Here is a 23,213-nt window from a genome sequence, read left to right on the forward strand (position 1 = left end):
GGTGGCCGTCTTCACCGTCGGTGTCGCGGCCGTCGTCGTCCTCGCCGGGTGAGCGAGGCGGGGGTGCCGCCGGTGGTCGGTACCGTCAGTAGTGCCGCGCCTCGACGCGCTGGTCGAACAGTCGCGTCAGCAGTTTCGTCATCGGGCCGGTGCCGACATCGATGCCGTCGACGGTATCGACCGGGCGTATCTCCCACGTCGAGTTCGTCAGGAACGCCTCGTCCGCGCCGCGCACGTCCCCGACGCTGTACTGTCCGGGTTCGACAGGGAACTCCTCCTCGCGAGCGAGGTCTAGCACCACGTCCCGCGTCACGCCCGGAAGAATGTCACAATCCTCGCTCGGCGTCTTGAGAATCCCGCTGTCGACGAAGAAGACGTTGCTCGTCGCCCCCTCCGCGACGTGGCCGTCGACTGTCCGCAGGAGTGACTCGTCGGCCCGGTACTCCTCGGTCGCCGCCCGCCGGAGTTCGAGGCGGGCACGGACGCCGTTCAGGTAGTTGTGGGTCTTGGCATTCGCGGGAACGGCGTCGTCGGGGACGCGGCGGGTCTTCACCGTCTGGACGGTGGCGTGGTCGTCCCACGGCGTCGTCCCGTCGACGCCGCCTCGGGGCAGTTCGTTCACGAGGACGACCACCGTCGGGTCGGCGTCCGGGTCGGGGGTGAGTTTCCCGGGTTGGACGCCCCGCGTGACCGAGAGCCGGACGTACGCCTCGGTCAGGTCGTTGGCCGCGAGCGTTTCCTCGACGCGCTCGCGTAAGTCGTCGGGCACTGCGTCGGCGAACCCCAACAGCTCGCAGGTCTGTCGCAACCGCTCGGCGTGGGCGGACCACTCGAAGGGGGTCCCGCCGTAGGCCCGCAGTGTCTCGAACGCCGCGTCGCCGTACATGAACCCCCGGTCCCGGACGCTCACCGTCGCGTCCGCGGCCGGGACGAGGGACCCGTCTACGTGGTACTGGTACTCTGACATGTGTCACAGAAGGTCGCCAACAGTCGTTTGCCCGTGTCCGTCAGGATGCTCTCGGGGTGGAACTGTACGCCGAAGTGTGGTCTCTCGCGGTGTCTGACGCCCATCACGACGTGCCCCTCGCGGTGACTGGTCTCGGCCCCGCCAGCCGTCCACGCCGTCTCCGTCAACGAGTCCGGTAGCTCGGCCCGTTCGACGGCCAGCGAGTGGTAGCGGCCCACCTCGAACCGTTCCGGGAGGTCGGCGTACAGGCCGCGCCCGTCGTGTTCGACCATCGAGGGCTTGCCGTGGACGACCGCTTCGGCGTGGCCGACGGTGGCCCCGTGTGCCGCACACAACGCTTGATGGCCGAGACAGACACCCAGCGTCGGGTAGTCGAGGTCCGCGAACACGGCCGTCGAGACGCCCGCGTCGGCGGGCGTGCCCGGGCCGGGTGAGACGACGATGCCGTCTGGGTCCAGCTCGCGGATGTCGGCGGGTGTCACGGCGTCGTTGCGGTGGACGAGAACGTCGCCTGCGTCGGGCGCGTCCACTACGCCCCACGCGGGGTCGGTCACCACCTCGCCGACGTACTGGACGAGGTTGTAGGCGAACGAGTCGTAGTTGTCCACGACGAGTACCTTCACGTGTCCTCACCCTCCTCGGAGCGCGATACTGCCCGTCCGCCGTCCGACGCGACCGTGAGGTCGCCGCGTTGGCCCAACGCCTCGTCCACCGCAGTCACCAGCGCGCGGGCCTTGTCGAGCGTCTCCGCGTACTCCCGCTCGGGGTCCGAATCGTGGACGACGCCCGCACCGACCCGGAGGTGGTACTGCTCGCGGTACCGAACTAGCGTCCGGATGACGATGGACAGCGTCGCCCGCCCGTCGAACCCGAAGATGCCGATGCTTCCGGTGTAGGGGCCGCGGCGGGTCGCCTCCACCTCGTCGATTATCTCCATCGTCCGGGGTTTCGGTGCCCCGGTGATGGTCCCGCCCGGAAAGACGGCCGCGATGGCGTCGCCCAAGTCCGCACCCTCGCGCAGTCGCCCTTCCACTTCCGAGACGAGGTGCATCACCTCGCTGTAGCGGTCGACCCGACGGTAGTCCGTCACCTCGACGCTCCCGAACTCGCTGACTTTCCCGAGGTCGTTGCGCTCCAAGTCGACCAGCATCGCGTGTTCGGCCCGCTCTTTCTCGTCCACCCGGAGGTCCGTCTCCAACCGCTCGTCGGCTTCGGGAGTCTCCCCGCGGGGTCGCGTCCCGGCGATGGGTTCGGTGACGATGCGGTCCCCGTCCCGCGCCAAGAGCAGTTCGGGACTGGCACTCACGAGGTCCACGCCGGGGAACTCCACCAGCGCGGAGTAGGGTGCGGGGTTCACCGCTCGGAGGGCGTCGAACGCCGCGACGGGGTGGACCGCCGCCGGGGCCGTCAGCCGCTGGGAGACGTTCGCCTGAAACGTATCGCCGTCACGGACGTACTCCTTGACGCGACGCACGCGGTCCGCGAACGCAGTCTTCCCGCAGTCGCTCTCGAACCGCGCGGCGGGGGCGTCGACCGGTGGGTCCCCGACCGTCGGGTCCCCCTCGGTGGCGCGTTCCGCGAGCCAGCGGGCGCGGGCGACCCCCTCGTCGTAGGCGTCGCCGGGCGGCGACCCCGCATCGCCCGCAGGGTCGACGCGGGGACACGCCGTGATTCGGAGCGTCGTCGGCGACTCGCGTGGTTCTTCCCACGCGGCGAGGCAATCGTAAGCCGCCATCTGGAGGCGCGGCAGGGCGCGGTCCCTGTTGGCGTCAGCCGGGAGTGCCTCCAGTTCCCGTGCCACGTCGTAGGAGAGCCAGCCGATTGCACCGCAGGGGTAGGGGACGGCACAGTCGCCGCGTTCGAGCGAGTCTGCGGCGAGCCGGTCGGTCAGCGCGGCGAGCGCGGACCCGTCGTCGGGGCCGACGCTGATGCGGTCTATCGGGTCGACGCCGAAGTAGCCCCACCCGGACTGCCCGCCGGTCGTCGCGAGGTAGGCGTCGCCACCGTCACCGCGTCGGGCACGGCGATAGGCCGTGAACGGGTCCGAGACGGTGACCCGAAGTTCGACGGGGACGCGCGTCCCGGGACTGACTGCCGCTGCCGTGTCCCGGTAGTCGTCCCTGTCAGTTACGACCGCCTGCATGGACGAAGGAAGGAGAACTGAACGTAATCGTCTTGCGGTTCTACTCGTCGCCGCGGGCCGTCGCGACCCACCCGGTGACGCGCTTCTCCGAGAGGTCCGAGCGGGTGGCCACGTCCGCCGGGTCGGCCGCCGCGAGGTCACCGACCGTCTCGATGCCCGCCTCGCCGAGTCGTTCGGCGTAGGACGGTCCGATGCCGGAGACGGTGTCGACGTCGTCGTCCGAATCGAGGTCGGGGGCGACGGTGACGGCCGCGTCGTCGCTCTCCTCGTCACCTGTCGTGTCCTCGTCGGCCGCAACGTCTTCGGCCGCTTCCTCGTCCTCGGTCACGCCCTCGACGGCCGCAGCTTCGGCCTCCTCGAAGGCTTCGGCGTCCGGTTCGACCGAGAGGTCGTCACCGGTGCCTTTGACGGCATCTTCGCTCTCCGTGTCCGGTTCGTGCTCGACTGTCACGTCTACGTCGTCGTGGTTGGTTCTGCCAGTACGCGACTCCGACCCCGTACCGAGCCCCATGACCGTCTTCACTAGACTGAACAATCCCATGTCCCGATGTAGTTATCCCGCCCCCTTAAATTCGCTCCCGCAGAACACTGTTCATTTTATCAACCGGAGCGGCCTCGTCGGTCCATCGCTCGAAGGCTTCGACCCCCTGATACAGGAGCATCCACGCGCCGTCGACCGTCGTCGCCCCGGCGGCCTCGGCGTCCCGGAGTAGGCGTGTGTTAATCGGGTCATACACCGCATCGAGCACCGCGAGGTCCGCGTGGAGTGCGTCGGCCGGGACCGGTGACCGGTCTTCCTCCATCCCGACGCTCGTCGCGTTGACGAGCACGTCCGCCTCTGCGACCAGTTCGTCGAGGCCGTCGAGACCGTGAGCGGTCGCGCCCGGGACCTCCGCGGCCAACTCCGTCGCGCGTTCGACCGTCCGGTTGGCGATTGCCACGTCCATGCCTTCGTCGGCGAGACCGAACGCGACGGCCCGGCCTGCACCGCCAGCACCGACGACGACTGCCCGTCCGGCGAGGCCGACACCGTGATGAGTAAGCGCGCGTGTGGCACCGACCGCGTCGGTGTTGTAGCCGGTCGGTGGGTCCGTGCTGAAATCGATGGTGTTCACCGCACCGATGCGGGCCGCCATGTCGGCCGGGTCGACCGCATCGAGTACGTCCTGTTTGAACGGGATGGTGACGTTCAACCCCGCGACACCGAGCGTCTCGGCGGCCGTGACCGCGGCTCCGCCGGCGTCGGCGGGCGGTTCGAAGGTGACGTATCGCGCGTCCAGTCCGACTACCTCGTACGCCGCTTCGTGCATCGGTGGCGAGAGGGAGTGGCCGACCGGGTTCCCGACGAGTCCGTACACGTCCATGTCAGACGCCACCGACGGGACCGACATGAACGCACCGCTCGAAGTTCCGTAAGACACTCGTGCGGGTGTTGTCTCACTCCGTGTAGTGACCCGTCTCCGTCATCCGCTCGTCGCGGTGGCCGGCGCGATGCTACTGACACTGCCGTGGGTCGTCGTCGCCGCGACCGGCCTCGCTCTCGGTCTCGGCACGGTCGTAGCCGTCAGCGGACTCTCCATTCTCGGGGCGTCGTTCCTCCTCGCGTGGGGTGCCGAGACGGCCGAGAAGGACGTGCCCCGAGCCTTCGCCATCGCCGTCCTCGCGGTGCTGGCCGTCGCACCCGAGTACGCGGTTGACGCCCTGTACGCGTGGAACGCCGGGGCTGGCGGCGCGACGACGGCGGCCTGCGGGCAGTTGACCGCCGCCCAGATAGAAGCACAGGCGACGCCGCTGGCGGAGGCGTGCCACAAAGCCAACCTCGCCATCGCCAACATGACTGGCGCGAACCGCATCCTCATCGGCATCGGCTGGGCCGGCATCGCCGTCTTTACGGTCTGGCGCGCCACCCGGACGAAGGACCCCGCCGTGCAGAAGCGGCCGGGGCGGTTCACCGACGCCGTACAACTCGACACCGACATCGCAACCGAAATCGCCTTTCTCACGCTCGCCACACTGTGGGCGTTTCTCGTCCCGCTGGGCGGCGGCATCGGCCTGTTCGATACCTTGTTCCTCGTCGGCCTGTACGTCGCCTACATCGGTCTGGTCCTGAAATCCGACGTGGAACCCTCCGAACACACCGTCGGCGTCCCCAGGTATCTGCAAGAGTGGTCCGTGCCGTGGCGACCGCTCGCCGTCCTCGTCCTCTTTGGCTACTCCGGCGCGATGATATTCAGTGCCGTCGAACCGTTCGCGCACGGACTGGAGGAAATCGGTATCCAGAACGGCATCCCCGAGTTCTTCATGATTCAGTGGGTCGCGCCGCTCGCCAGCGAGTCGCCGGAACTCATCGTCGTCGCCGTCCTCGTCAACAAGGCCCGCTCGACGGCGGGGTTCAACGCCCTCATCTCCTCGAAGCTGAACCAGTGGACGCTCCTCATCGGGACCATCGCCGTGGTGTACTCCATCGCCCTCGGACAGTACGGCACCCTCCCGTTCGACCTCCGACAGAGCGCGGAAATCTGGATTACTGCGGCCCAGTCCTTCTTCGCGCTGGCGGTCATCTGTAACTTCGAGATTTCCATCCGCGAGGCACTCTTGCTGTTCGCCCTGTTCATCTCGCAGGTCCTCTTGGAGTTCGCCATCATCCGCGACTGGGTGGCACTGCCGGTGTCGAGCCACGACCTGTTGCTCGCCTACACCGCCCTCTACCTCCTCGTGGGGACGGCCCTGTTCGTGGCCCGGCGGCGGGCCGTCGCCCGACTGTTCGGCATCGCCGGAGATACGGTCAGAACTGCGATGGGGCGGGACCCCGTCCACGTCGAGAGGGCCGACTGATGCTGGGAATCGTCGTCAGTCACGCCGACAGTGCCTCGACACACATCGGTGACCACCTGCTCGACCTGCGGGACTGGACCGAAACGTCCGACGAGACCCGTCCCCCTGCCGAGGGCGGCGGCACCGTCTACCGCCTCGACGGCGTCGAACTCCGAACGTTCGAGCGACTGCACCTCCGCCTCGACGGCGTGGCCGACGTGTTCGACGACCCGGACTTGCTCGTGTTCGCATCCCGCCACGCCGGCGAGACGGGAAAACTCCTGACGGCCCACCACACCGGGAACTTCGGGCCGGCCGAACACGGCGGGGACTCGAACGCCCTCGCACGGGCGTGTCCGAACGCACACAGTCGGGTCCTCGACGCGCTCCGGGAGCACGCACCAGAGGGCTACGACGTGGGCATGGAGTGTACCCATCACGGCCCATCCGACGTGGGTGTCCCCTCGATGTTCGTGGAACTCGGCAGTGCCGAACCGCAGTGGGAGGACCCCGACGCGGCCCGGGCGGTGGCGAACGCCATCCTCGATTTGCGTGACGCGGACCCCGACCGGCCGGTCGAGGACAGCGGCGACGGTGCTACGCGCCGCCACATCGTCGGGTTCGGCGGCGGCCACTACACCCCGCGGTTCGAGCGAATCGTCCGCGAGACGGAGTGGGCGGTCGGACACGTCGCCGCCGACTGGGGACTCGATGCGATGGGCGACCCCGAGGCCAACCGGGCGGTGCTCCGGGACGCAATCGAGGCGAGCAGTGCCGACTACGCCGTCGTGGACGGCGACCGGCCGACTCTCGAAGCGGTCGTCTCGGACCTCGGGTGCCGCGTCGTCGGGGAGACGTGGGTCCGGGCCGTCGCGGGCGTGCCCCTCACGCTCGTCGACCGCCTCGAATCGGTACTGCAGCCGGTTTCGGCGGGTCTCCGGTTCGGGACGGCCGCCACCGAAGTCACCCCGGACGTGTCCGTCGAGACAATCGAGTTCCCCGCCGAGTTGCTCGCAGAGGTGCAGGGCATCGACCGGGAGCGGACGCGCACGCTCGTCGCCGAGACAGCCCTCGCGTTCGAGACCCGCGAGGGCGGGACCCGCGTCGGCGACCGGGGGGCGTTCCTTTCACGTGGAGATTACGACACACTGCTCGACGGTTTCCTCGACGTACTCCGGATGGCGTACGACGACGTGGAACGCCGCGAGGACGAACTCGTCGTCCGGACGACGCGGTTCGACCCGTCGAAGGCAGCGTCCCTCGGCGTGCCGGAAGGACCCGCCTACGGCCGCCTCGCGGACGGTGAGGCCGTCGAAGTCGACGGCTCGACCATCCCGCCCGACGTGGTGCGGACCGAGGAAGTCTATCGGTTCCCCGTCTAGGGCGTAACTCGTGCTTACAGCTGCGTCGCCGAAACCACAGTGAATTTGACACGATGGGAAAGATAATTATGACTGGTACACAATCGGATATTTAAATATGGATTCGATTATCGACGACGCAATGGAGGACGCCGAAGCGGAGCGCGAGCAGTCGGGGAGAGACGAGGCGACGGACGGGAGCGGAACGGCTGCAGCGGAGGACGTCTCCACGTCCGGACAGATGACGGACGAGGAACTCGCCAGCGTCGTCAAAGACCTCGAGACGAAAATCACCGTCGTGGGGTGTGGCGGTGCGGGTGGGAACACGGTCACGCGGATGATGGAGGAGGGCATCCACGGGGCGAAACTCGTCGCCGCCAACACCGACGCCCAGCACCTCGCCGACGAGGTGAAAGCCGACACCAAGATTCTCATCGGGAAGAAACGCACCGGCGGACGCGGTGCGGGGTCGGTCCCCAAAATCGGCGAAGAGGCCGCACAGGAGAACATCGAGGACATCCAGCAGTCTATCGACGGCTCCGACATGGTGTTCGTCACTGCCGGTCTCGGCGGCGGGACGGGGACGGGTGCGGCCCCCGTCGTCGCACAGGCCGCACAGGAGGCCGGGGCACTCACTATCTCTATCGTCACTATCCCGTTCACTGCGGAAGGTGAACGCCGTCGTGCCAACGCCGACGCCGGGCTGGAACGACTGCGCGCAGTCTCCGACACGGTCATCGTCGTGCCGAACGACCGTCTGCTGGACTACGCCCCTTCGATGCCCCTGCAGGACGCGTTCAAAATCTGTGACCGCGTGTTGATGCGCTCGGTCAAGGGCATGACGGAACTCATCACCAAGCCCGGACTGGTCAACGTGGACTTCGCCGACGTTCGCACCATCATGGAGAACGGCGGCGTCGCGATGATAGGGTTGGGCGAGAGCGATTCCGAGAACAAGGCTCAGGACTCGATTCGGTCGGCACTGCGCTCGCCGCTGTTGGACGTGGAGTTCGACGGCGCGAACTCCGCGCTGGTCAACGTCGTCGGCGGTCCCGACATGGCAATCGAGGAGGCCGAAGGCGTCGTCGAGGAGATTTACGACCGCATCGACCCGGACGCCCGCATCATCTGGGGGGCGTCGGTCAACGACGACTTCGAGGGCAAGATGGAGACGATGATCGTCGTCACCGGCGTCGAGAGCCCCCAGATATACGGGCAGAACGAAACCGAGGCCGAACAGGCCGCCCAGAACCTCGGCGACGACATCGACTACGTGGAGTAACGCGGCGGCCCCGAGGGGTGCGGTGCCGTGATTTCTGCCGTGTCGCCGACCGTCGTGAGTCGAGGGTCGGCATCAATAGATAGAAAAAGGGTGAGAGAGTACAACCGCGTATGCAAGTACCGTACGACCTCACGTCCTACGTCAGGGTGCTGAAACTCGCCAGCACGCCGTCGTGGGAAGAGTTCTCGCAAGTCGCCAAAATCGCGGGCGCGGGTATCGTCCTCGTCGGCTTGCTGGGGTTCATCATCTTCGTCATCATGAGTTTCATCCCCGCCTGACCATGGGTATCTACGCAGTCAAGACAACGGCCAGCCAAGAACGCACCGTCGCGGACATGATTATGAACCGCGAGGAGCCGTCGATTCACGCGGCCCTCGCGCCCGACAGCCTGACCAGTTACGTGATGGTCGAGGCTGACGACGAGGCGGTGTTCGAGCGCATTGCCGACGAGATTCCCCACATGCGCGGCGTCGTCCCCGGCGAGAGTTCGCTCGCGGAAGTCGAGCACTTCCTCTCGCCGAAACCAGACGTGGAGGGCATCGCCGAAGGGGACATCGTGGAACTCGTCGCCGGACCGTTCAAAGGCGAGAAAGCGCAAGTCCAGCGCATCGACGAGGGCAAGGACCAAGTGACAGTCGAACTGTACGAGGCGACGGTCCCGATTCCCGTCACCGTGCGCGGAGACCAGATTCGGGTGCTGGATAGTGAGGAGCGGTAGCTCCTCTGACCTGCGAACGGTGTAACCGTGAGCAGACTCCGAGGAACGCTAACACGTTCCTCGTGCTCCCGTTCGCTTTGCTTACCAGAACAGTGTGGAGCGGTACGAGAGCATCCGCGCGCCGGTGATGCGCGGTTCACGGAACTCGCTTCGCGAGTTCCGCTTTTTCGCCCACGTTTTTCGAGGAGTGGTTCGAAAGACGCCAGCGGCGTCTTTCGTCATCACGAGAGAGCTACACTCTCTCGAACGACAGAAAAAGGTGGTTAGACACCGCTGCCGTTCCCTTCGAGACGGTCGATGACTTCTTTGATGTCTGCTTCGCTCTCGATGGCTTCTTTGACCTGTTCGCGCTGGCGCACTTCGTCGCTCGCGGCGTCGTAGGCACGGACGTACTCGGCGCGGGTGTGTTCGTCGAAGGCGTGCCGGATGGCGAAGTAGCCGTCCGGGAGGACGGTCCCACAGACCGCACACTCGACGCGCTCGTGGTCGGTCGCTTGGTGGACGATGAGGTCCTCGACGCGCTCGAACTGCTCCCCGTCGCCCGCAATCGCGCACTCCCAGTGTGGCATTGCCCGAGGAATCTCGGCGGGTGGGCATAAACGTTGGCCAGTCGGGCGAGTGTGAACCAGAATCCCTATGTCTCGACCCGCAGAATCGCCGCTCCGATGGCAGAGAGCGTCGGCGAGGGAGACGAGTTCCGTGTCGATATGCACGTGAAGGTTCTCGACGAGTCGGTGGTCCGCCGGGCGAAACAACGGGGATTGGACGCGCTGGTGTACGCGCCCCACTTCACCCGCCTGCCGGACATTCGCGAGACTGCACGGCGGTTCTCCGACGACGAGTTGCTCGTCGTTCCAGCCCGTGAACTGTTCACCGGGACGTGGCGGACGCGCAAACACGTCCTCGCGGTCGGACTCTCGGACCCGATTCCCGACTTCCTCACGCTGGCCGGGGTGATGGAAGAACTCCGCCGACAGGACGCCGCCGTCCTCGTCCCGCACCCCGAGTTCCTCACGGTTAGTCTCGACATCGCCGATATCAGACAGTACCGGGAGACGTTGGACGGAGTGGAGGTGTACAACCCGAAACACTGGGCGCGACACAACGACCGGGCGCGCGAGATAGCCCGCGAGACGGGACTCCCGGCCTTCGGGTCCTCGTACGCGCACCTTCCGCGAACCGTCGGCGAGGTGTGGACTGCGTTCGCCGAGACGCCCGCGGACGAGGAGGCGTTCGTCGACCTCCTCAGGGACGGCGCGCCACGGCGAGTCTTCCACCGGGACGGCCCGACACACGGGATGCGGTGTGCCGCCGAGTTCGCCCACCTCGGCTGGGAGAACACGTACAAGAAGTTCGACCGAATCTATCTACAGGGAACCGAGCCGACCCACCCAGAACACATCTTTTACGACGGCCGGTTCGGCGACGTTCGGGCCTAGAATCCCAGTAACGTCAGACTCCCCTCGACGACGTTCTGCGGGAGGTACTGAGGGGCGTAGAAGACGACGACTGCAGCCACGGCGAGTTCGAGACCTGTCACGGCGACCGTGACGGCACTCGCGTACTTGCTGCTCGTCGTGACGCCCGCCGGCAGGCCGAACTCCCTGCTCCACGGGTAAAACAGGGCGATGCCGCGCCGACTGCCGACGATGTCGAGGACGTAGTGCGTGAGGACACCGATCCAGACGTACTGGAGGTTCCCGAAGACGGCCGGGAACGACATGAAGAGTGCCAGCACCGGGAGGTTGTGGAGCGTCTTCCGATGTTTCCCGAAGGCGGTGTCCACGTCCGGGAACAGCGCGCCGAGCGTGACGGGAATCGACACCTCGATGATGGTCACGAACGTGGCCACGTCGCCCGACGGTTCGAGGATGTAGCCGAGGCCGATGCTCAACAGCACCGCGTTGAGGACGTGTCCGTCTTTGTTCATGCCAGCGTCACTGCACGGCCGGGACATATGCCTTCCCGTTGCCGGCGACGGCTGGCGGTTTCAGCTGTCACCTGTCCGCTCATCGATACGACAGCGTAGCTCCGAGAGTGCGGCACGGGCACCGCGCTCCCGGACTGTCGCTCGGTCCCCGTCGAACACGTACCGCTCGGTGGACACCGTCGACGCGTTGCGTCCCCACTCACCGGCGTAGGCGACGGCGACGAAGACGGTGCCGACGGGCGTCTCCGCGCTCCCGCCCTCGGGGCCGGCGACGCCCGCTGTCGCAACACCCCACGTCGTCTTCGCGGTGTCGCGCACGCCGCGTGCCAACTCCCGGGCCGCCGGGTCGCTGACGACGCCGTGTTCGTCGAGCGTCTCACGGCTGACGGCGAACAGTTCCCGGAGGGAGTCGTAGGAGTACGGCACGACAGCCCTGTCGAGGTAGTCGCTCGCACCCGGGGTGGCCGTCAGCAGTGCCGAGAGGACACCGCCGGTACACCCCTCGGCGACGGCGACGGTCTGGTCCGCCTCGCGCAGGGCCTGTCCGACTTCGCGTTCGACCGGCGGGTCGGCGGCGAACTCTCGCATAGCCAACCCGAGGGACTGGCCCAGTATGAAATCGGCGATGTTACACCCCGTGACGCGCTGAAAATAATGAAGATAAAATCATGTCTGCTTATATTTCTGGAACCAATTCCGTGTAGTATTTATCATTTGACTACTCAGTATGCAAACGAAGGGTACGTGGTGCGGATCGAGACACGACCTCGATACTAACTATGCCAGAAAAAATCAAACTGACACGTCGCCGGGCACTCGCCGCGCTCGGCGTCATTGGTGCGGGTAGTGCAGCGGCAGGTGCAGGAACGTTCGCGGTTTTCAGTGATACGGAATCGAGTACCGGCAACCAACTCAGTGCTGGGACGCTCGACCTCGAGACGGGCAATACACAGACGATAACGTTCTCGGGGACCGACATCAAGCCGACCGACACGGGGAACTCGGCAGTCGACTTGGAGAAGAACACCGGGTCGACCATCCCGGGGGACCTCTCGGTGGCAATTCCGAGCGGCGGGATCACCAGTAGTGAAGGCGACAACGTCCCTGCCGAGACGAACACTGACACCACCGACGGCGGCGAACTAGACGACCAGCTCGAATTCAAGCTTTGGCTCGGCCTCGGTGGCGCGACGGACAGCACGTTCGATTCGAGTACCGACATCGGCCTCAACAGTGACGGGACGACGACGACGAGCAACGACGGTGGCTTCGAGACGGCAAGCAACTACGACGGAACGACGTGGAGTGACGTCATCACGGACTTCGCCGGCCCCGTGACGTTCAACGTCGAGTGGAACTTCCCCGGCTTGGGGAGCACGAACAACGCAGCGCAGGGCGACACCATCAGCGTGGATTTCGACTTCACGCTCCAGCAACAGTAAGTCGTCCACGAGGCTCTGGGACTCAGTGCGGACGCGGAGACGCTCACGACACGATGGGTTCGGGTGATATCACGCTGACGCGTCGTCGGCTACTCGGTGGAGTGGCAACTGTGGGTGTCACCGGTGCCGGCGTCGGTGCGGGGACGGCAGCGCTGTACTCAGACACCGAAACCAGTGCCAGCAACGGACTGAGTGCCGGAACGCTGAATCTCACGCTCGACGGACAGGACACGACGGTACAGTTCCTCTCGGAGACGGGTATCGCGCCAGGTGACAGCGGGACGGCGACGATGACGGTGGCCAACGCCGGGTCGGTGACCGGCTACGTCGATGTCGAAGTCGCGTCCGTGACGAACGCCGAGAACGGCTGTGCCGGAAACGAGAACAGCGTCGATAACTCCTGTGGTGACCCCGGACAAGGACTCGGCGAGTTACAGGACAATCTTGAAACCGAGGCGTACTTTCAGAACGGTCCCACGTTGTGGGGGCCGACGACGGTGGCCGCGGAACCGAACGCGGGGGACGTGTACGACGTGGACTACGCGCTGTCCGGCGGCGCGTCGGACCAGTTCGTCCTGGACTGGTCGCTCCCGGCCGGGACGGGCAACGAGGCACAGACCGACAGCGTCAGCATCCAACTCACGTTCAGACTCGACCAAGAGGTCGACGCAGGACTATGAGCGAACTCCAAGGCACTGCCCGGACTGTCGGCGGTGTGGTGGCACTGTTGGCAGTCGTCACCGTCGCCGTGCTGGCGATGCTGTTCGTCGCGCCGAGCGTGGTCGGTGCGGAAGCCAGTTACACCGTCCTCTCGGACAGCATGTCGCCGAGCATCAACGCGGGGGACGTGGTGGTCGTGCGCGGGACCGATCCCGCAGATATCTCCGAGGGCGACGTAATTACATACAGTGCGACGCGTCAGGGTGGGCCTGACCGCGTGACACACCGCGTCGTCGGCGTCGAGGAGACGGCCGACGGCAGACAGTTCCGAACGAAAGGCGACGCCAACGAGGACCCGGACCCGAACCCGGTTCCGGCCGCCGATGTCATCGGGACGGTGTGGTTCACGGTGCCGATGGTCGGCTACCTGTTCGTGTTCGCGGGGACGGACCTCGGACTGGTCGGGTTGGTAATCGTGCCCGCCGTGTTGCTCGTCCTCAACGAACTCTACACGCTGGTCAGCGAGACGGAGACGACGGACGAGACGGAGGACGAGCCAGTATGATGCGGCCCCGGAACGCCGTCCGGACTGTCCTCGTGGCGGCGGTACTAGTCGGCCTCGTCGGGACGTTCGCCGCACCGGCGTCGGTCGCTCAATTCAGCGACGCACACGACGGTACTGGACAGGTGAGTGCCGCACAGTACGGTTCCGGTGGCGGCGGTGGCGGTGCCGTAACCGCGGACGCTGGTGGCCCGTACAGTGTCGACGAAGGGAACGGCAACTCGGTGACACTCGACGCGAGCGGCAGTTCCACCAGCAAAGGGAACCTGAACGGGGGACAGGCGGGCTACCAGTGGACGATACTCGGCGGGCCGGGTAGCCTCCAGCAACCGACGAACCAAGAGACGGTGACGTACAACCCCCCGAACGACGTGGACGGTGACACCACCGTGACAGTCGAAGTGACCGTGACGAACAACAAGGGCGACACTGACAGCGACACCGCGACTATCACGGTCAACGACCTCGGTTGAGTGCCCTCACGGCTAACGCCGTGGGCTTTTTCATCGTGTCGCTGCAACTCGGAACGGCCTCGATTTACCCTCCTCGAGGAGACGACGTTCGCAGCCCAATTACTGAAATCAATATCTATAACAAGATATTGACTCCTTCCGTGCTGCTGTGCAGTCGCCTAAAGGCTGGACCTGGGCGTCGAATTGACGTTCTGGCGCGGGATTTGATGGTTGGCCAAAGTGCAAATATTAGTATTGATACTCGAGAAGTCACGTATATTTGTCCAGAAGGTTCATCTCTACCTGAGATGGGTGTTGAACAAACTCGGTGGCTCACCTTGGATGGGGTGTCGTTCGAGGCGGAGGCGTTCTCCCGCGTCTGGCTCCTCGCGCTGGCGACGTACGGCGTCGGTGACATAGTGACCACCATCGGCCTCGTGTGGTTCAGTCCCCTCCACGTCGAGGCGAACCCCGTCATCGCCGGAGCCATCGCACTCTTCGGCGGCGGGGGGTTTCTGGCACTCAAACTGCTCGTGTTCTACCTCGCCCTCGGCATCAGCCTCACCGCACTCGCCGACGAGGACCGACTGGTGTTCTACGGACCGCCGCTCGTGTTGACCGTCCTCGGCGTCGCCGTGACGGCCCACAACATCGCGCTGGTCGTTTAGTTCCTCGCCCGCAACTGGAAGCGTACGTCCACGGTCAGCGCGTCGCTCTGTATTTCGTTGCCCGTCGACGCCGGCACCTGCCAGTCGACGACGACCTCCGCCTCGGTTCCCGGTCCCAACTGTTCACCGTCCGCCGGGTCTGCGTCGGCGATGGCCGCGAGCGGCTTCGCCCCCTGTCCGGTTCCGTAGAGATACTCGGTCGTTCCGTCGGGGTAACGGACGCTGACGACGACTTCGACGGCCTCCGACAACTCGCCCGCGTTCGGGGAGGTGTCGACGCCCGCCTCGGGGCCGACGATGCCGTTCTCGAAGTCTTCGACGCGCACGTCCGCCACGACCAACTCGCCCGGCTGGGTCCCGGCGTTTCGGAGGACGAGATGCTCGCGGCCGCTATCGCCGGGAGCGACGCCATCGTACTGGAAGAGGACGCCGGACCCGACCGCTCGCAGGGCGACCGACCCACCGGACTGTCCGCCGCCACCACCGCCACCAGCCGTCGACACCCTGTCCGGTGTCGCCGTCGCCCGCTCGGTCGGTGTCTCCGGCGGTTCCGGCGTCCCCGTCGGCTCCCGGTCGCCAGGCGTTGCCGTGTCGGTCACGACGATGTCGCCGTCAGGTCCCGTCGGCGTGAGGTCGACGCGTGTCTGATTCTCGTCGGCCGGACCGATGTCGCCGATGAACGCTGTCAGCCCCGACCCGGCGATGACGGCGATGAGGAGCAACAGAAGGAGCAAGAGATACCGTCGCCAGTTCCGCCCGTCCTCCTCGTCCGGGTCCTGTCGGGTACTGGCACTCATCGCTCGGAGGTCCGACAGTAACGGCGTGCTGGGGCGACACTCGACCGGCAGTCGTGTCCGGGGCACCGGGCTGGGCCGCCCCCTCTACTGCGGTAGCCGCCCCGCTCGGTCCCGCGGTGCATACGTCCCGCTTGGATGCGCATCGGTTTGTATCTGACCTTGTAGCACCGAGTTGGAAAGACACAGGTTCCGGGCGTCACCACTCCCCGTATGGACTACGAGACGCCGCAGTTCTTTCGGGTCATGCAGTATGCCGAGCGGGCGGACCGGGATGTCGTCGACATGGTGAGCGGCAACCCCGACTGGGAGCCACCGGACGCGCTCCGGGATGGCCTCCGCGAGTACGCCGACAGCGACCCCGAGGCGTTCCAGTACCCCGCGAGTGAGGGATGGGCACCACTCCGGGAGGAGATCGCCACCCGCCGGAACGTCCCCGTCGAGCGAGTCGTCGTCACGAACGGTGCCGGCGAGGCGAACCACCTCGCCATGGTCGAAGCGTTGGACCGCGACGCCGGGAACGAAGTCCTCCTGACGGACCCGGTGTACCCCTACTACGCCGGCCGGGTGAACCTCCTCGACGGCGACGCGCGGTACGTCCCCGTCGACGACGCGGGCCGCGCCGACTCCGCCGCGGTTCGGGACGCCGCGACCGAGGACACCGCCGTCATCGCGGTCAACACGCCGAACAACCCGACCGGCGCGGTGTACCCCGAGTCGACCCTGCAGGAACTGGCCGCCGTCGCCGAGGACTACGACGCCCTGCTGGTCTGTGACGAGGTGTACGACCACTTCGATCACACCGGCGAGTTCACCAGCGCGCTCTCCGTCGACTCTCCCAACCGAATCGTGACGAACTCCTTCTCGAAATCGATGGCGATAACGGGCTTTCGCGTGGGCTACGCCGTCTTCCCCGAGCGGCTGATCGACCGCGTTCGGACCCGCCACATGCTGACGAACGTGACCGTCAGCCGTCCCGCACAGTACGCCGTATACACTGCACTCCGGGAGACGCCGCCGGACTACTACGCCGCCAACCGCCGTCTGCTCCAGTCCCGCATCGAGTCGTTCACCGACGCTCTCGACGACGCCGGAGCCGAGTACACGACGCCCGAGGGCGGGTTCTACGTGCTGGCTCGGTTCGAGGGCTTCCCGGGGACGCTCGCCAACGTGAAGCGACTGATAGACGAGGCGGGCGTCGCGGGGATGCCCGGCGAGGCGTTCGGGGAGTCGCGGGCCGACTGGCTCCGGTTCGCGCTGGTCACGCCCCGTGCCGAGGCGGCGGCCGACAGACTCGCCGACTACTTCGGCTGACCCGCACGGTCAGGGAGGACGGCGAAGATGAATACGGCGGGGAGTGTCAGTGCCGCCAGCCCGTACATCGCTACGTCGAACAACCCGGCGTCGGCGACGAACCCGACGGCGAGTGACCCCGTCGCGCCGATGCCGAAGAAGACGGTCCGAACCACCCCCCACGTCGTCCCCCGGACGTGCGCCGGGATGACGCTGACGACGTAGGCGTTGACCACCGGGCTGACGCCGATGCGGACGGCGAGCACCGCGGTCAGTGCCATAATTGCCAGCCGCCCCTCGACGAGCGGAAACGCGACCAGTGGCGGGATGCCGAGGAGGGCGAGGGCGACCAGCACCCGCCTGTGGCCGTACCTGTCGGTGGCTCGCCCGCTGAAGAACTGGAATCCCGCGCCGACGAGAAAGAGCAGGGCGAACAGACTCGCGGCCGTCGTCTCGGCGAAGGCTTTCGTCTCCACGAGGTACGTCGTGTAGAACGCCGTCAGCCCTTGGAGCGTGAAGAGCATGAACGTGGCACCGAGCGTCGCCACGACGACCCGTCGCCGGGTCGCTGCTCCGACCACCGCACTAAGTGTTCGCTCGCGGTCCGCCCCGCCGTCCGTCTCCTCTTCCCGAGCCTCCCCGGTGCTCCGGGCCGTCACCGTCTCGACGGCACTCTTCGGTGGCACCGCCCACCAGACACCCGCCCCGAGGACGAAAAACAGCGGCGCGAACGCCGCGAGCGCGATTTCCCATCCGGCCGCTTCCGTCACCTGCGTCGCGACGAACGGCAGGACGGCCGACCCGATACTCCCCGCGGCGAGCGTCAACCCGAACGCCGTCCCGTCGTTGTCTCGGAAGGTCCGCGAGAGGACGAGGCCACGCGCGGGACCGTACAGCCCCGTCCCCAGACCGAACAGCCCCGCCGCGAGGAGGAAGAGGGCGAACACCGGGAACACCGAGAACAGCAGGAGGCTCCCGCCCGCGAGAAACAGGCTCGCGGTCAGGAGTCGCCGCTCGCCGAGGCTATCCGAGAGGACGCCAGCCGGCAGTTGCATCCCGGCGTAGGTCACCCAGATGACCGTCACCGCGAAGCCCGCCGCCGCGTTGCCGACGGTGAACGTGTCCTTGATGTACGGCAGGAGGGCGGGCACGACGAACCGGAGCCCGAGCGTGACGAACCACCCTGCGGCGACGGTCAGGAGGACCCAGCCACGCCCCCCGCCGCGGAGCGGTTCGGTCCGTGCCGCCAACCGACCGAACGGGTCAATCCCCATAGCTCACCTGCCGGGAGGGTCGGCACGCGCTGTACACGGGCACCCATTCATAGGCCAAAAGTTAGGCGTTGTCGGTTCCCGGCAGTCCGTCGGTGACACGAACGTGCCCCGGCGACCGAAACCGGACGTTCATACCCGAGGAGGCCACCACTACCGACAACGCGATGCGCGACGAGGCAGGGGCGGAACCTTCGGACGCAGACGACGGCCCGGAGTGGCACGACTACTTCGGCTACGAGACTCCCTACGAGAACCAACCGGACGCCGTCGAGGCGGCAATCGACGCCGGACGACGGAACGGCTACCTCGCGATGGAGGGACCCTGTGGAACGGGAAAGACGATGGCCGCGCTCACCGCCGGGGCCACCCTCGTTCGGGAGGGTGACTACGACCGCGTCGTCGTCGTCACACCGGTCAAACAGCAGCTGGAGCAGTTCGTCGCGGACCTCCGGACGCTCAACGCCGGCATCGACGACCCGCTCGATGGGATTGCCCTCGTGGGCAAGCGAGACCTCTGTCCGTACGGCCGGGAGGACGTGTTCCCTCCGGACGCGAGCGTCCACGACCGGTGTGAGGACTTGCGTGAGAACACCGCCGCGCTGGTCGAGGCCGAGGGCCGGGGGAGCGACGCCCACCGCGCGGCGGCCGCAGACGCCGCCGTCGCTGGCGACGACGAGGGTGACGACCAGTGGTGGGACCCACAGCGAGCCAGCGACCTGACGAAGGGTGCCCGCCGGGACCCGGAGTCGTTCAACACGCTCGCCGACGACACCCTCGCCACCGCCGGGGCCGAGTCGCCGTACCGCGCGGCGCAACCGAGCGCGCCCCCCGAGATGGCCGACGGCGAGGACCCACCGCTGTACTGTCCCTTCGAGGCGGACTGGTACGCCCGGAACAAGGGGTCGCCAGTGGACTTCTCCGCGGGCGAGGCGAACGTCCTCACCTCGACGGAGTTCCTCCCGGCGAGCGTCGAGCACGGGACCTGCCCCCACCGCGCGATGAGCGTCCTGCTCGGGGAGGCCGATGTCGTCGTCGGCAACTACAATCACCTGTTCGACCCCGACTCGCGGCCGCTCCTGTCCGGACTGTTGGACGAGTCCACGTTCGTCGTCGTGGACGAGGCCCACCGTCTGGAGGGGCGCGTCCGGGACTTGCTCTCGGACCGCCTCGGCAGGCACACGCTCGTCCGCGCGCGAAACGACTGTCAACGGTTGGTGCAGTTGGCCCGACAGAGCGACGACCACGAACGCGAGATAGCCGACCGGTTGGCCGCTCACGAGGTGGCAATCGACGCCGTCGAACGGGCCGCCGGCTTCTACGGCGATGTCGTCGCGTGGCTCGACGGCCGCGTGACCGACCACCTGAACGAGGAGTTCGGCGATGAGTGGCAGCGCGACCCGACGGTCCTGCCCGAGGAGGACCGCGAGATACCGCTCCGTGACCCCGAACACGAGGAGCGCGACGACCTGACCGCGTGGGCCGAGCGGAACGGCCACACCGGCGAGGTGTGGCGGTCACTCGACACCGTGGGGCTCGCCGTTGAGGAGACGCTCGACGAACTCGGGGAGGGACAACCGGTCACCACGGCCGTCGGGGCCATCGCACGCCGGTGGTACGAGCGTGACCACGCCACGTTCCTCCGGGAAATCGAACTCGAACACGCGCTGAGCGACGAGCGGGCGGTCGGTGAACCGTGGCAGGAAGCGTACACGGCGGGGTTGTTGCTGTACGACTGCATGCCGGCGGAGGCACTGCGGACCGTCTTCGACGAGTTGGGTGGCGGCGTCCTGATGAGTGCGACGCTGGAACCGCTCGACGTGTTCACGCGCGTCTCGGGACTGGACGCCCTCGAAGCGACGGGGACGGGTGGTCTCGCGGCCGACGACGAGGACCCCGGCAGACCGGTCGAGACGCGGAGTTACGGACTCTCCTTCCCGGAGGAGAACCGCGCGAGTTGGCTCGTAGACGCGACGGCCTACACCGCGCGCAACCGCGGCGACCCGGTGCCGGACCACGGCAATCGCGTGCGCGACGAGTACGAGCAGGTCCTGCGGACCGTCGCGCGCAGTCCCGGTAACGTGCTGATAGCGATGCCAAACTACCGGGAGGCGGCGTGGGCGGGCCAGTACCTCCGGGACGTGGTGGAGAAGCCGGTCCTCGTCGACGAGAGTTCCAGCGCGGAGACCACCGACGACCTGAAAGCCGAGTTCTTCGCCGGCCCCGGCAAAGTGCTCGTGACCAGCACCCGGGGAACGCTCACGGAGGGAGTCGACTACGACGGCGACAAACTCCACACCTGCGCCGTCGTGGGCGTCCCGCTGGTCAACATCGGGTCACCGCGCGTCCGCGCGGTTCGGGCCGCCTACGGCCGGGCGTTCGGCGAGGACAACGCCTTCGAGTACGCGCTGACGGTCCCGGCGATGCGGCGCGCCCGGCAGGCCATCGGCCGCGTCATCCGCGGCACCGACGAGGTGGGCGTCCGCTTGCTGGTCGGCGAGCGGTACACGCCCGATGCGGTCCACTCGGTCCACGAGTACCTCTCACCGGCAGAGCGGCGCGAGTTCGTCCGGATGACGCCCGAGTTCCTGTCTCAGCAGTTCGACTCTTTCTGGGCCGACCACGCCTGACCGCCCCGAACGCTGGCCTGATTCAGAAAGCATATGTCGGGTGCTTCCTCGCTTTCATCCAGATGCCAGAGTGCCAGAACTGTGGTGCATTCGTGACTGAGGCGTACGTCCGGGTCTTCACACCCGAGGTACACGACGCGCCCCGCGTCTGTCCGAACTGCGAGGACAAGATACGCGACGGTGCCGACATCCGCGAGGCACGCTCCTCGCGGTCGTAACTTCTCTCACTCTTCGACGCGCAGTCTGAGTTCGATACCGTCGGCGTCGGTCACGGCCACCCCGCCGCCCCGGCGCGTAACTCCGTGCTCTGCCAGCCGGTCGGCCGCCGCGTCGAGTGCCGCCTCGGTCGGCACGACCACCTCGAACCACGCTAGTCCTCGCCCCTGCGCAGGGTCTGTCCGCCCGTTCCACGTGTTCAGGCCGACGTGGTGGTGGTAGCCACCCGCGGCGACGAACAGTGCCGACTCGCCCCACTCCTGCCGGACCTCGAATCCGAGCGCGTCCACGTAGAAGGCGCGCGCGTCCGCCAGCGAACTCGGTTCGAGGTGGACGTGGCCGACATCCGTCCCTCGGGGGAGGGACGCCGCGCCGTCGCTCGCTGCCGAGAGGTCGCCGAGGTCGAGCGGCATGGTGTCCATCTGGACGGTGCCGTCGTCGGCAACGGGCCACTCCGCGCGCGGTCTATCGCGGTACACTTCCACGCCGTTGCCCGCCAGGTCCGAGAGGTACAGTGCCTCGCTCACGCGGTGGTCGGACGCCCCGTCGAGCGTCCAACTGTCACGGATGCGGTCGAGCGTGGCCCCGAGTGCGGCCCGTGACGGGACACGGACCGCGAGGTGGAACAGCCCCGCCTCTGTGGGGCCGCGCGGGTCGGCGTCCGGGTCCTCGTCGAGGACCAGCAGTTCGGTCTCGCCGTCGCCGAGTCGTGCCGCGGGTCCGTCGTCCGTGTGGACCGAGAGGCCGATTACAGCGGTAGCGAGGCGAAAGCCCACCCGTTCATGGGTGGTATGAAGCCGACAACTGGGGAGGAAACCACGGATATCGGCCCGCCTGATATTCCCACGTTTTATTGTCATCCAGACAAACGTTACAACTGTAATCGTGGTCACGACGACCGTCACCACGACGTTTCACAACCCCTCCCGCGAGCGCCGCAGGGAGTGGCAACGCGCGACTCACCTGTACCGCGACACCAAGCAGTTCTGCATCGATGGGTGGGAGAACGGCGAGTTTGGCATGAGCGTGACCACGGCCAGCATCGACAACGACCTCTACTCGGCCATCCAGAATCAGGCCATCCGCGAAGCCAAGTCCGACTACAAGAACGACGGCATCGTCGAGTACCACGCCAGCCAGCCCTTTGCAATCAACAACCAGAACTGGGAGATCGAACGCACCGAGAACGGGTCGGTCGTCGTTGGTTTTCCCTGTATCTCGGGCTGGTGGTACACGCCTATCGACGTGTACGACGACATCGCCGATGACGTTGATCGACTCGTGGATGGCGAAGCCGACAAGTCCCGGTTGCAGGTGTACCGCCGGGACGACGACTGGTTCTGTACGTTCACCATCGAATACGACGCCGAAACCGGTGACGAGACTGCAATCGGCGTGGACATCGGCCACAACCACCTGCTCGCCGCCGACGCCGAAACGGGCGAGTCGATGCTGGTGTCCGGTCGTGAGGCGAAATACGTCCGGCGCAAATATCGTTCCCTGCGCGAGTCGCTGCAACAGGCGGGTGCGCTTCGCGCACGTAACCGCGTAGGTAACAAAGAGCAGCACCGGATTCGTGACCTCAACCACAAAGCCTCCCGTCGCCTCATCGACTGGGCCAAACAGTTCGAGAATCCCGTCCTGAAAATCGAGGATCTGGAAGGTATTAGAGAGGGGAGCGACTGGCGCGGCGTCCACTCGTGGCACTTCCACCAGTTGCAGGAATTCATCGTCTACAAAGCAGAGCAGGCAGGGGTTCGCGTCGAAGAAGTTGACCCGTTCGAGACGAGTCAACGCTGTTCGGCCTGCGGTGCCGAGGGCTCGCGTGACGGTGACCACTTCTCGTGTCCAGAGTGCGACCGTGGCCGTCACGCCGACCTGAATGCCGCCGAAAACATCCGTCAACGGGAGGGAGAACCATGCACGGCGTAGCACTTCGGGTGCCGCGACCCGTGCGGCCTCGTGGACTGAACACTCCACCGGCTGCTTCGCAGCCGCCCGGCGTGACCG

Annotated in this window: 26 protein-coding genes; 15 read left to right on the forward strand and 11 right to left on the reverse strand. The window is 66.7% G+C overall.

What is annotated here, in order from left to right; genetic code table 11:
- Positions 1–85 precede the first annotated feature (85 nt).
- From MUG95_RS12620 to MUG95_RS12640, 5 genes are read right to left on the reverse strand one after another with little or no spacing between them, the layout of a single operon-like run.
- Positions 86–967 carry an aminotransferase class IV gene (locus MUG95_RS12620; RefSeq protein WP_247008282.1) on the reverse strand — a complete coding sequence of 294 codons (882 nt, stop codon included), beginning with the start codon at positions 965–967 and terminating at the stop codon, positions 86–88.
- Positions 943–1,590 carry an anthranilate synthase component II gene (locus MUG95_RS12625; protein WP_247008284.1) on the reverse strand — a complete coding sequence of 216 codons (648 nt, stop codon included), beginning with the start codon at positions 1,588–1,590 and terminating at the stop codon, positions 943–945. Before MUG95_RS12625 ends, MUG95_RS12620 begins: the two co-directional genes overlap by 25 nt.
- Positions 1,587–3,110, reverse strand: a complete 1,524-nt coding sequence (gene pabB, locus MUG95_RS12630; protein ID WP_247008286.1) for an aminodeoxychorismate synthase, component I — start codon at positions 3,108–3,110, stop codon at positions 1,587–1,589. Before pabB ends, MUG95_RS12625 begins: the two co-directional genes overlap by 4 nt.
- Before the next feature lie 40 nt (positions 3,111–3,150).
- Positions 3,151–3,651 carry a helix-hairpin-helix domain-containing protein gene (locus MUG95_RS12635; RefSeq protein WP_247008288.1) on the reverse strand — a complete coding sequence of 167 codons (501 nt, stop codon included), beginning with the start codon at positions 3,649–3,651 and terminating at the stop codon, positions 3,151–3,153.
- Positions 3,652–3,676: 25 nt separating this feature from the next.
- Complete coding sequence (locus MUG95_RS12640) at positions 3,677–4,474, reverse strand: shikimate dehydrogenase (protein WP_247008290.1); 798 nt, start codon at positions 4,472–4,474, stop codon at positions 3,677–3,679.
- Positions 4,475–4,559: 85 nt separating this feature from the next.
- Here MUG95_RS12640 and MUG95_RS12645 point away from each other — a divergent pair, with 85 nt between their 5' ends.
- The 5 genes from MUG95_RS12645 to MUG95_RS12665 all read left to right on the forward strand — a co-directional run bounded on the left by MUG95_RS12645 (position 4,560) and on the right by MUG95_RS12665 (position 9,285).
- A complete protein-coding gene (locus tag MUG95_RS12645) occupies positions 4,560–5,945 on the forward strand; it encodes a calcium:cation antiporter family protein (RefSeq protein WP_505465469.1) in 1,386 nt (461 codons plus the stop codon).
- Positions 5,945–7,306, forward strand: coding sequence for a D-aminoacyl-tRNA deacylase (locus MUG95_RS12650; protein WP_247008292.1), 1,362 nt, complete (start codon positions 5,945–5,947; stop codon positions 7,304–7,306). The genes MUG95_RS12645 and MUG95_RS12650 overlap by 1 nt, the downstream gene beginning before the upstream one ends.
- Before the next feature lie 97 nt (positions 7,307–7,403).
- Positions 7,404–8,567 (forward strand): cell division protein FtsZ, encoded by a 1,164-nt coding sequence (gene ftsZ, locus MUG95_RS12655; RefSeq protein ID WP_247008294.1) that lies wholly within the window; start codon positions 7,404–7,406, stop codon positions 8,565–8,567.
- Positions 8,568–8,677: 110 nt separating this feature from the next.
- Positions 8,678–8,845: a protein translocase SEC61 complex subunit gamma gene (locus tag MUG95_RS12660; RefSeq protein ID WP_247008297.1), complete on the forward strand. Its 168-nt coding sequence runs from the start codon at positions 8,678–8,680 to the stop codon at positions 8,843–8,845.
- Between the two features lie 2 nt (positions 8,846–8,847).
- A complete protein-coding gene (locus MUG95_RS12665; RefSeq protein ID WP_247008299.1) occupies positions 8,848–9,285 on the forward strand; it encodes a transcription elongation factor Spt5 in 438 nt (145 codons plus the stop codon).
- Between the two features lie 263 nt (positions 9,286–9,548).
- Here the strand turns inward: MUG95_RS12665 and MUG95_RS12670 are convergent, their stop codons facing one another.
- Positions 9,549–9,854, reverse strand: coding sequence for a DUF7565 family protein (locus MUG95_RS12670; RefSeq protein ID WP_247008301.1), 306 nt, complete (start codon positions 9,852–9,854; stop codon positions 9,549–9,551).
- Between the two features lie 138 nt (positions 9,855–9,992).
- Here MUG95_RS12670 and MUG95_RS12675 point away from each other — a divergent pair, with 138 nt between their 5' ends.
- Positions 9,993–10,724, forward strand: a complete 732-nt coding sequence (locus MUG95_RS12675; protein ID WP_372608203.1) for a PHP domain-containing protein — start codon at positions 9,993–9,995, stop codon at positions 10,722–10,724.
- On the opposite strand, the gene MUG95_RS12680 is transcribed toward MUG95_RS12675, so the two are convergent.
- Together MUG95_RS12680 and MUG95_RS12685 are read right to left on the reverse strand one after the other, a co-directional pair.
- Positions 10,721–11,215, reverse strand: a complete 495-nt coding sequence (locus tag MUG95_RS12680) for a metal-dependent hydrolase (RefSeq protein WP_247008305.1) — start codon at positions 11,213–11,215, stop codon at positions 10,721–10,723. The genes MUG95_RS12675 and MUG95_RS12680 overlap by 4 nt on opposite strands.
- Before the next feature lie 60 nt (positions 11,216–11,275).
- On the reverse strand, positions 11,276–11,803 hold the full coding sequence (locus MUG95_RS12685) for a CinA family protein (RefSeq protein ID WP_247008307.1): 528 nt from the start codon (positions 11,801–11,803) through the stop codon (positions 11,276–11,278).
- A 191-nt stretch (positions 11,804–11,994) separates the two neighbouring features.
- Between MUG95_RS12685 and MUG95_RS12690 the strand changes: the two genes are divergently transcribed.
- The 5 genes from MUG95_RS12690 (at position 11,995) to MUG95_RS12710 (ending at position 14,999) form a co-directional block, all read left to right on the forward strand.
- On the forward strand, positions 11,995–12,657 hold the full coding sequence (locus MUG95_RS12690; RefSeq protein WP_247008309.1) for a TasA family protein: 663 nt from the start codon (positions 11,995–11,997) through the stop codon (positions 12,655–12,657).
- A 53-nt stretch (positions 12,658–12,710) separates the two neighbouring features.
- Complete coding sequence (locus tag MUG95_RS12695; protein WP_247008310.1) at positions 12,711–13,337, forward strand: TasA family protein; 627 nt, start codon at positions 12,711–12,713, stop codon at positions 13,335–13,337.
- Entirely contained in the window at positions 13,334–13,882 is a 549-nt protein-coding gene (locus tag MUG95_RS12700) for a signal peptidase I (RefSeq protein WP_247008312.1), read from the forward strand. The genes MUG95_RS12695 and MUG95_RS12700 overlap by 4 nt, the downstream gene beginning before the upstream one ends.
- Positions 13,879–14,352, forward strand: a complete 474-nt coding sequence (locus MUG95_RS12705; RefSeq protein ID WP_247008319.1) for a PKD domain-containing protein — start codon at positions 13,879–13,881, stop codon at positions 14,350–14,352. Before MUG95_RS12700 ends, MUG95_RS12705 begins: the two co-directional genes overlap by 4 nt.
- Before the next feature lie 287 nt (positions 14,353–14,639).
- A complete protein-coding gene (locus MUG95_RS12710) occupies positions 14,640–14,999 on the forward strand; it encodes a DUF5658 family protein (protein WP_247008321.1) in 360 nt (119 codons plus the stop codon).
- Here MUG95_RS12710 and MUG95_RS12715 read toward each other — a convergent pair.
- Complete coding sequence (locus MUG95_RS12715; RefSeq protein ID WP_247008323.1) at positions 14,996–15,796, reverse strand: hypothetical protein; 801 nt, start codon at positions 15,794–15,796, stop codon at positions 14,996–14,998. The two genes, MUG95_RS12710 and MUG95_RS12715, sit on opposite strands and share 4 nt — an antisense overlap.
- Before the next feature lie 210 nt (positions 15,797–16,006).
- On the opposite strand from MUG95_RS12715, the gene MUG95_RS12720 reads away from it, so the two are divergent.
- Positions 16,007–17,107, forward strand: a complete 1,101-nt coding sequence (locus tag MUG95_RS12720) for a pyridoxal phosphate-dependent aminotransferase (protein WP_247008325.1) — start codon at positions 16,007–16,009, stop codon at positions 17,105–17,107.
- Here the strand turns inward: MUG95_RS12720 and MUG95_RS12725 are convergent.
- Entirely contained in the window at positions 17,095–18,360 is a 1,266-nt protein-coding gene (locus tag MUG95_RS12725; RefSeq protein ID WP_247008327.1) for an MFS transporter, read from the reverse strand. The genes MUG95_RS12720 and MUG95_RS12725 overlap by 13 nt on opposite strands.
- A gap of 164 nt (positions 18,361–18,524) precedes the next feature.
- Here MUG95_RS12725 and MUG95_RS12730 point away from each other — a divergent pair, with 164 nt between their 5' ends.
- Entirely contained in the window at positions 18,525–20,987 is a 2,463-nt protein-coding gene (locus MUG95_RS12730; protein ID WP_247010490.1) for an ATP-dependent DNA helicase, read from the forward strand.
- 62 nt (positions 20,988–21,049) lie between these two features.
- Positions 21,050–21,205: a DUF7563 family protein gene (locus MUG95_RS12735; RefSeq protein WP_247008329.1), complete on the forward strand. Its 156-nt coding sequence runs from the start codon at positions 21,050–21,052 to the stop codon at positions 21,203–21,205.
- Positions 21,206–21,211: 6 nt separating this feature from the next.
- Here the strand turns inward: MUG95_RS12735 and MUG95_RS12740 are convergent, their stop codons facing one another.
- Positions 21,212–21,979 carry a VOC family protein gene (locus tag MUG95_RS12740; protein ID WP_247008331.1) on the reverse strand — a complete coding sequence of 256 codons (768 nt, stop codon included), beginning with the start codon at positions 21,977–21,979 and terminating at the stop codon, positions 21,212–21,214.
- A 109-nt stretch (positions 21,980–22,088) separates the two neighbouring features.
- Between MUG95_RS12740 and MUG95_RS12745 the strand changes: the two genes are divergently transcribed.
- Positions 22,089–23,135 carry an RNA-guided endonuclease TnpB family protein gene (locus MUG95_RS12745; RefSeq protein ID WP_247008333.1) on the forward strand — a complete coding sequence of 349 codons (1,047 nt, stop codon included), beginning with the start codon at positions 22,089–22,091 and terminating at the stop codon, positions 23,133–23,135.
- Positions 23,136–23,213 lie beyond the last annotated feature (78 nt).

Source organism: Halorientalis litorea, assembly GCF_023028225.1.
GTDB lineage: Archaea > Halobacteriota > Halobacteria > Halobacteriales > Haloarculaceae > Halorientalis > Halorientalis litorea.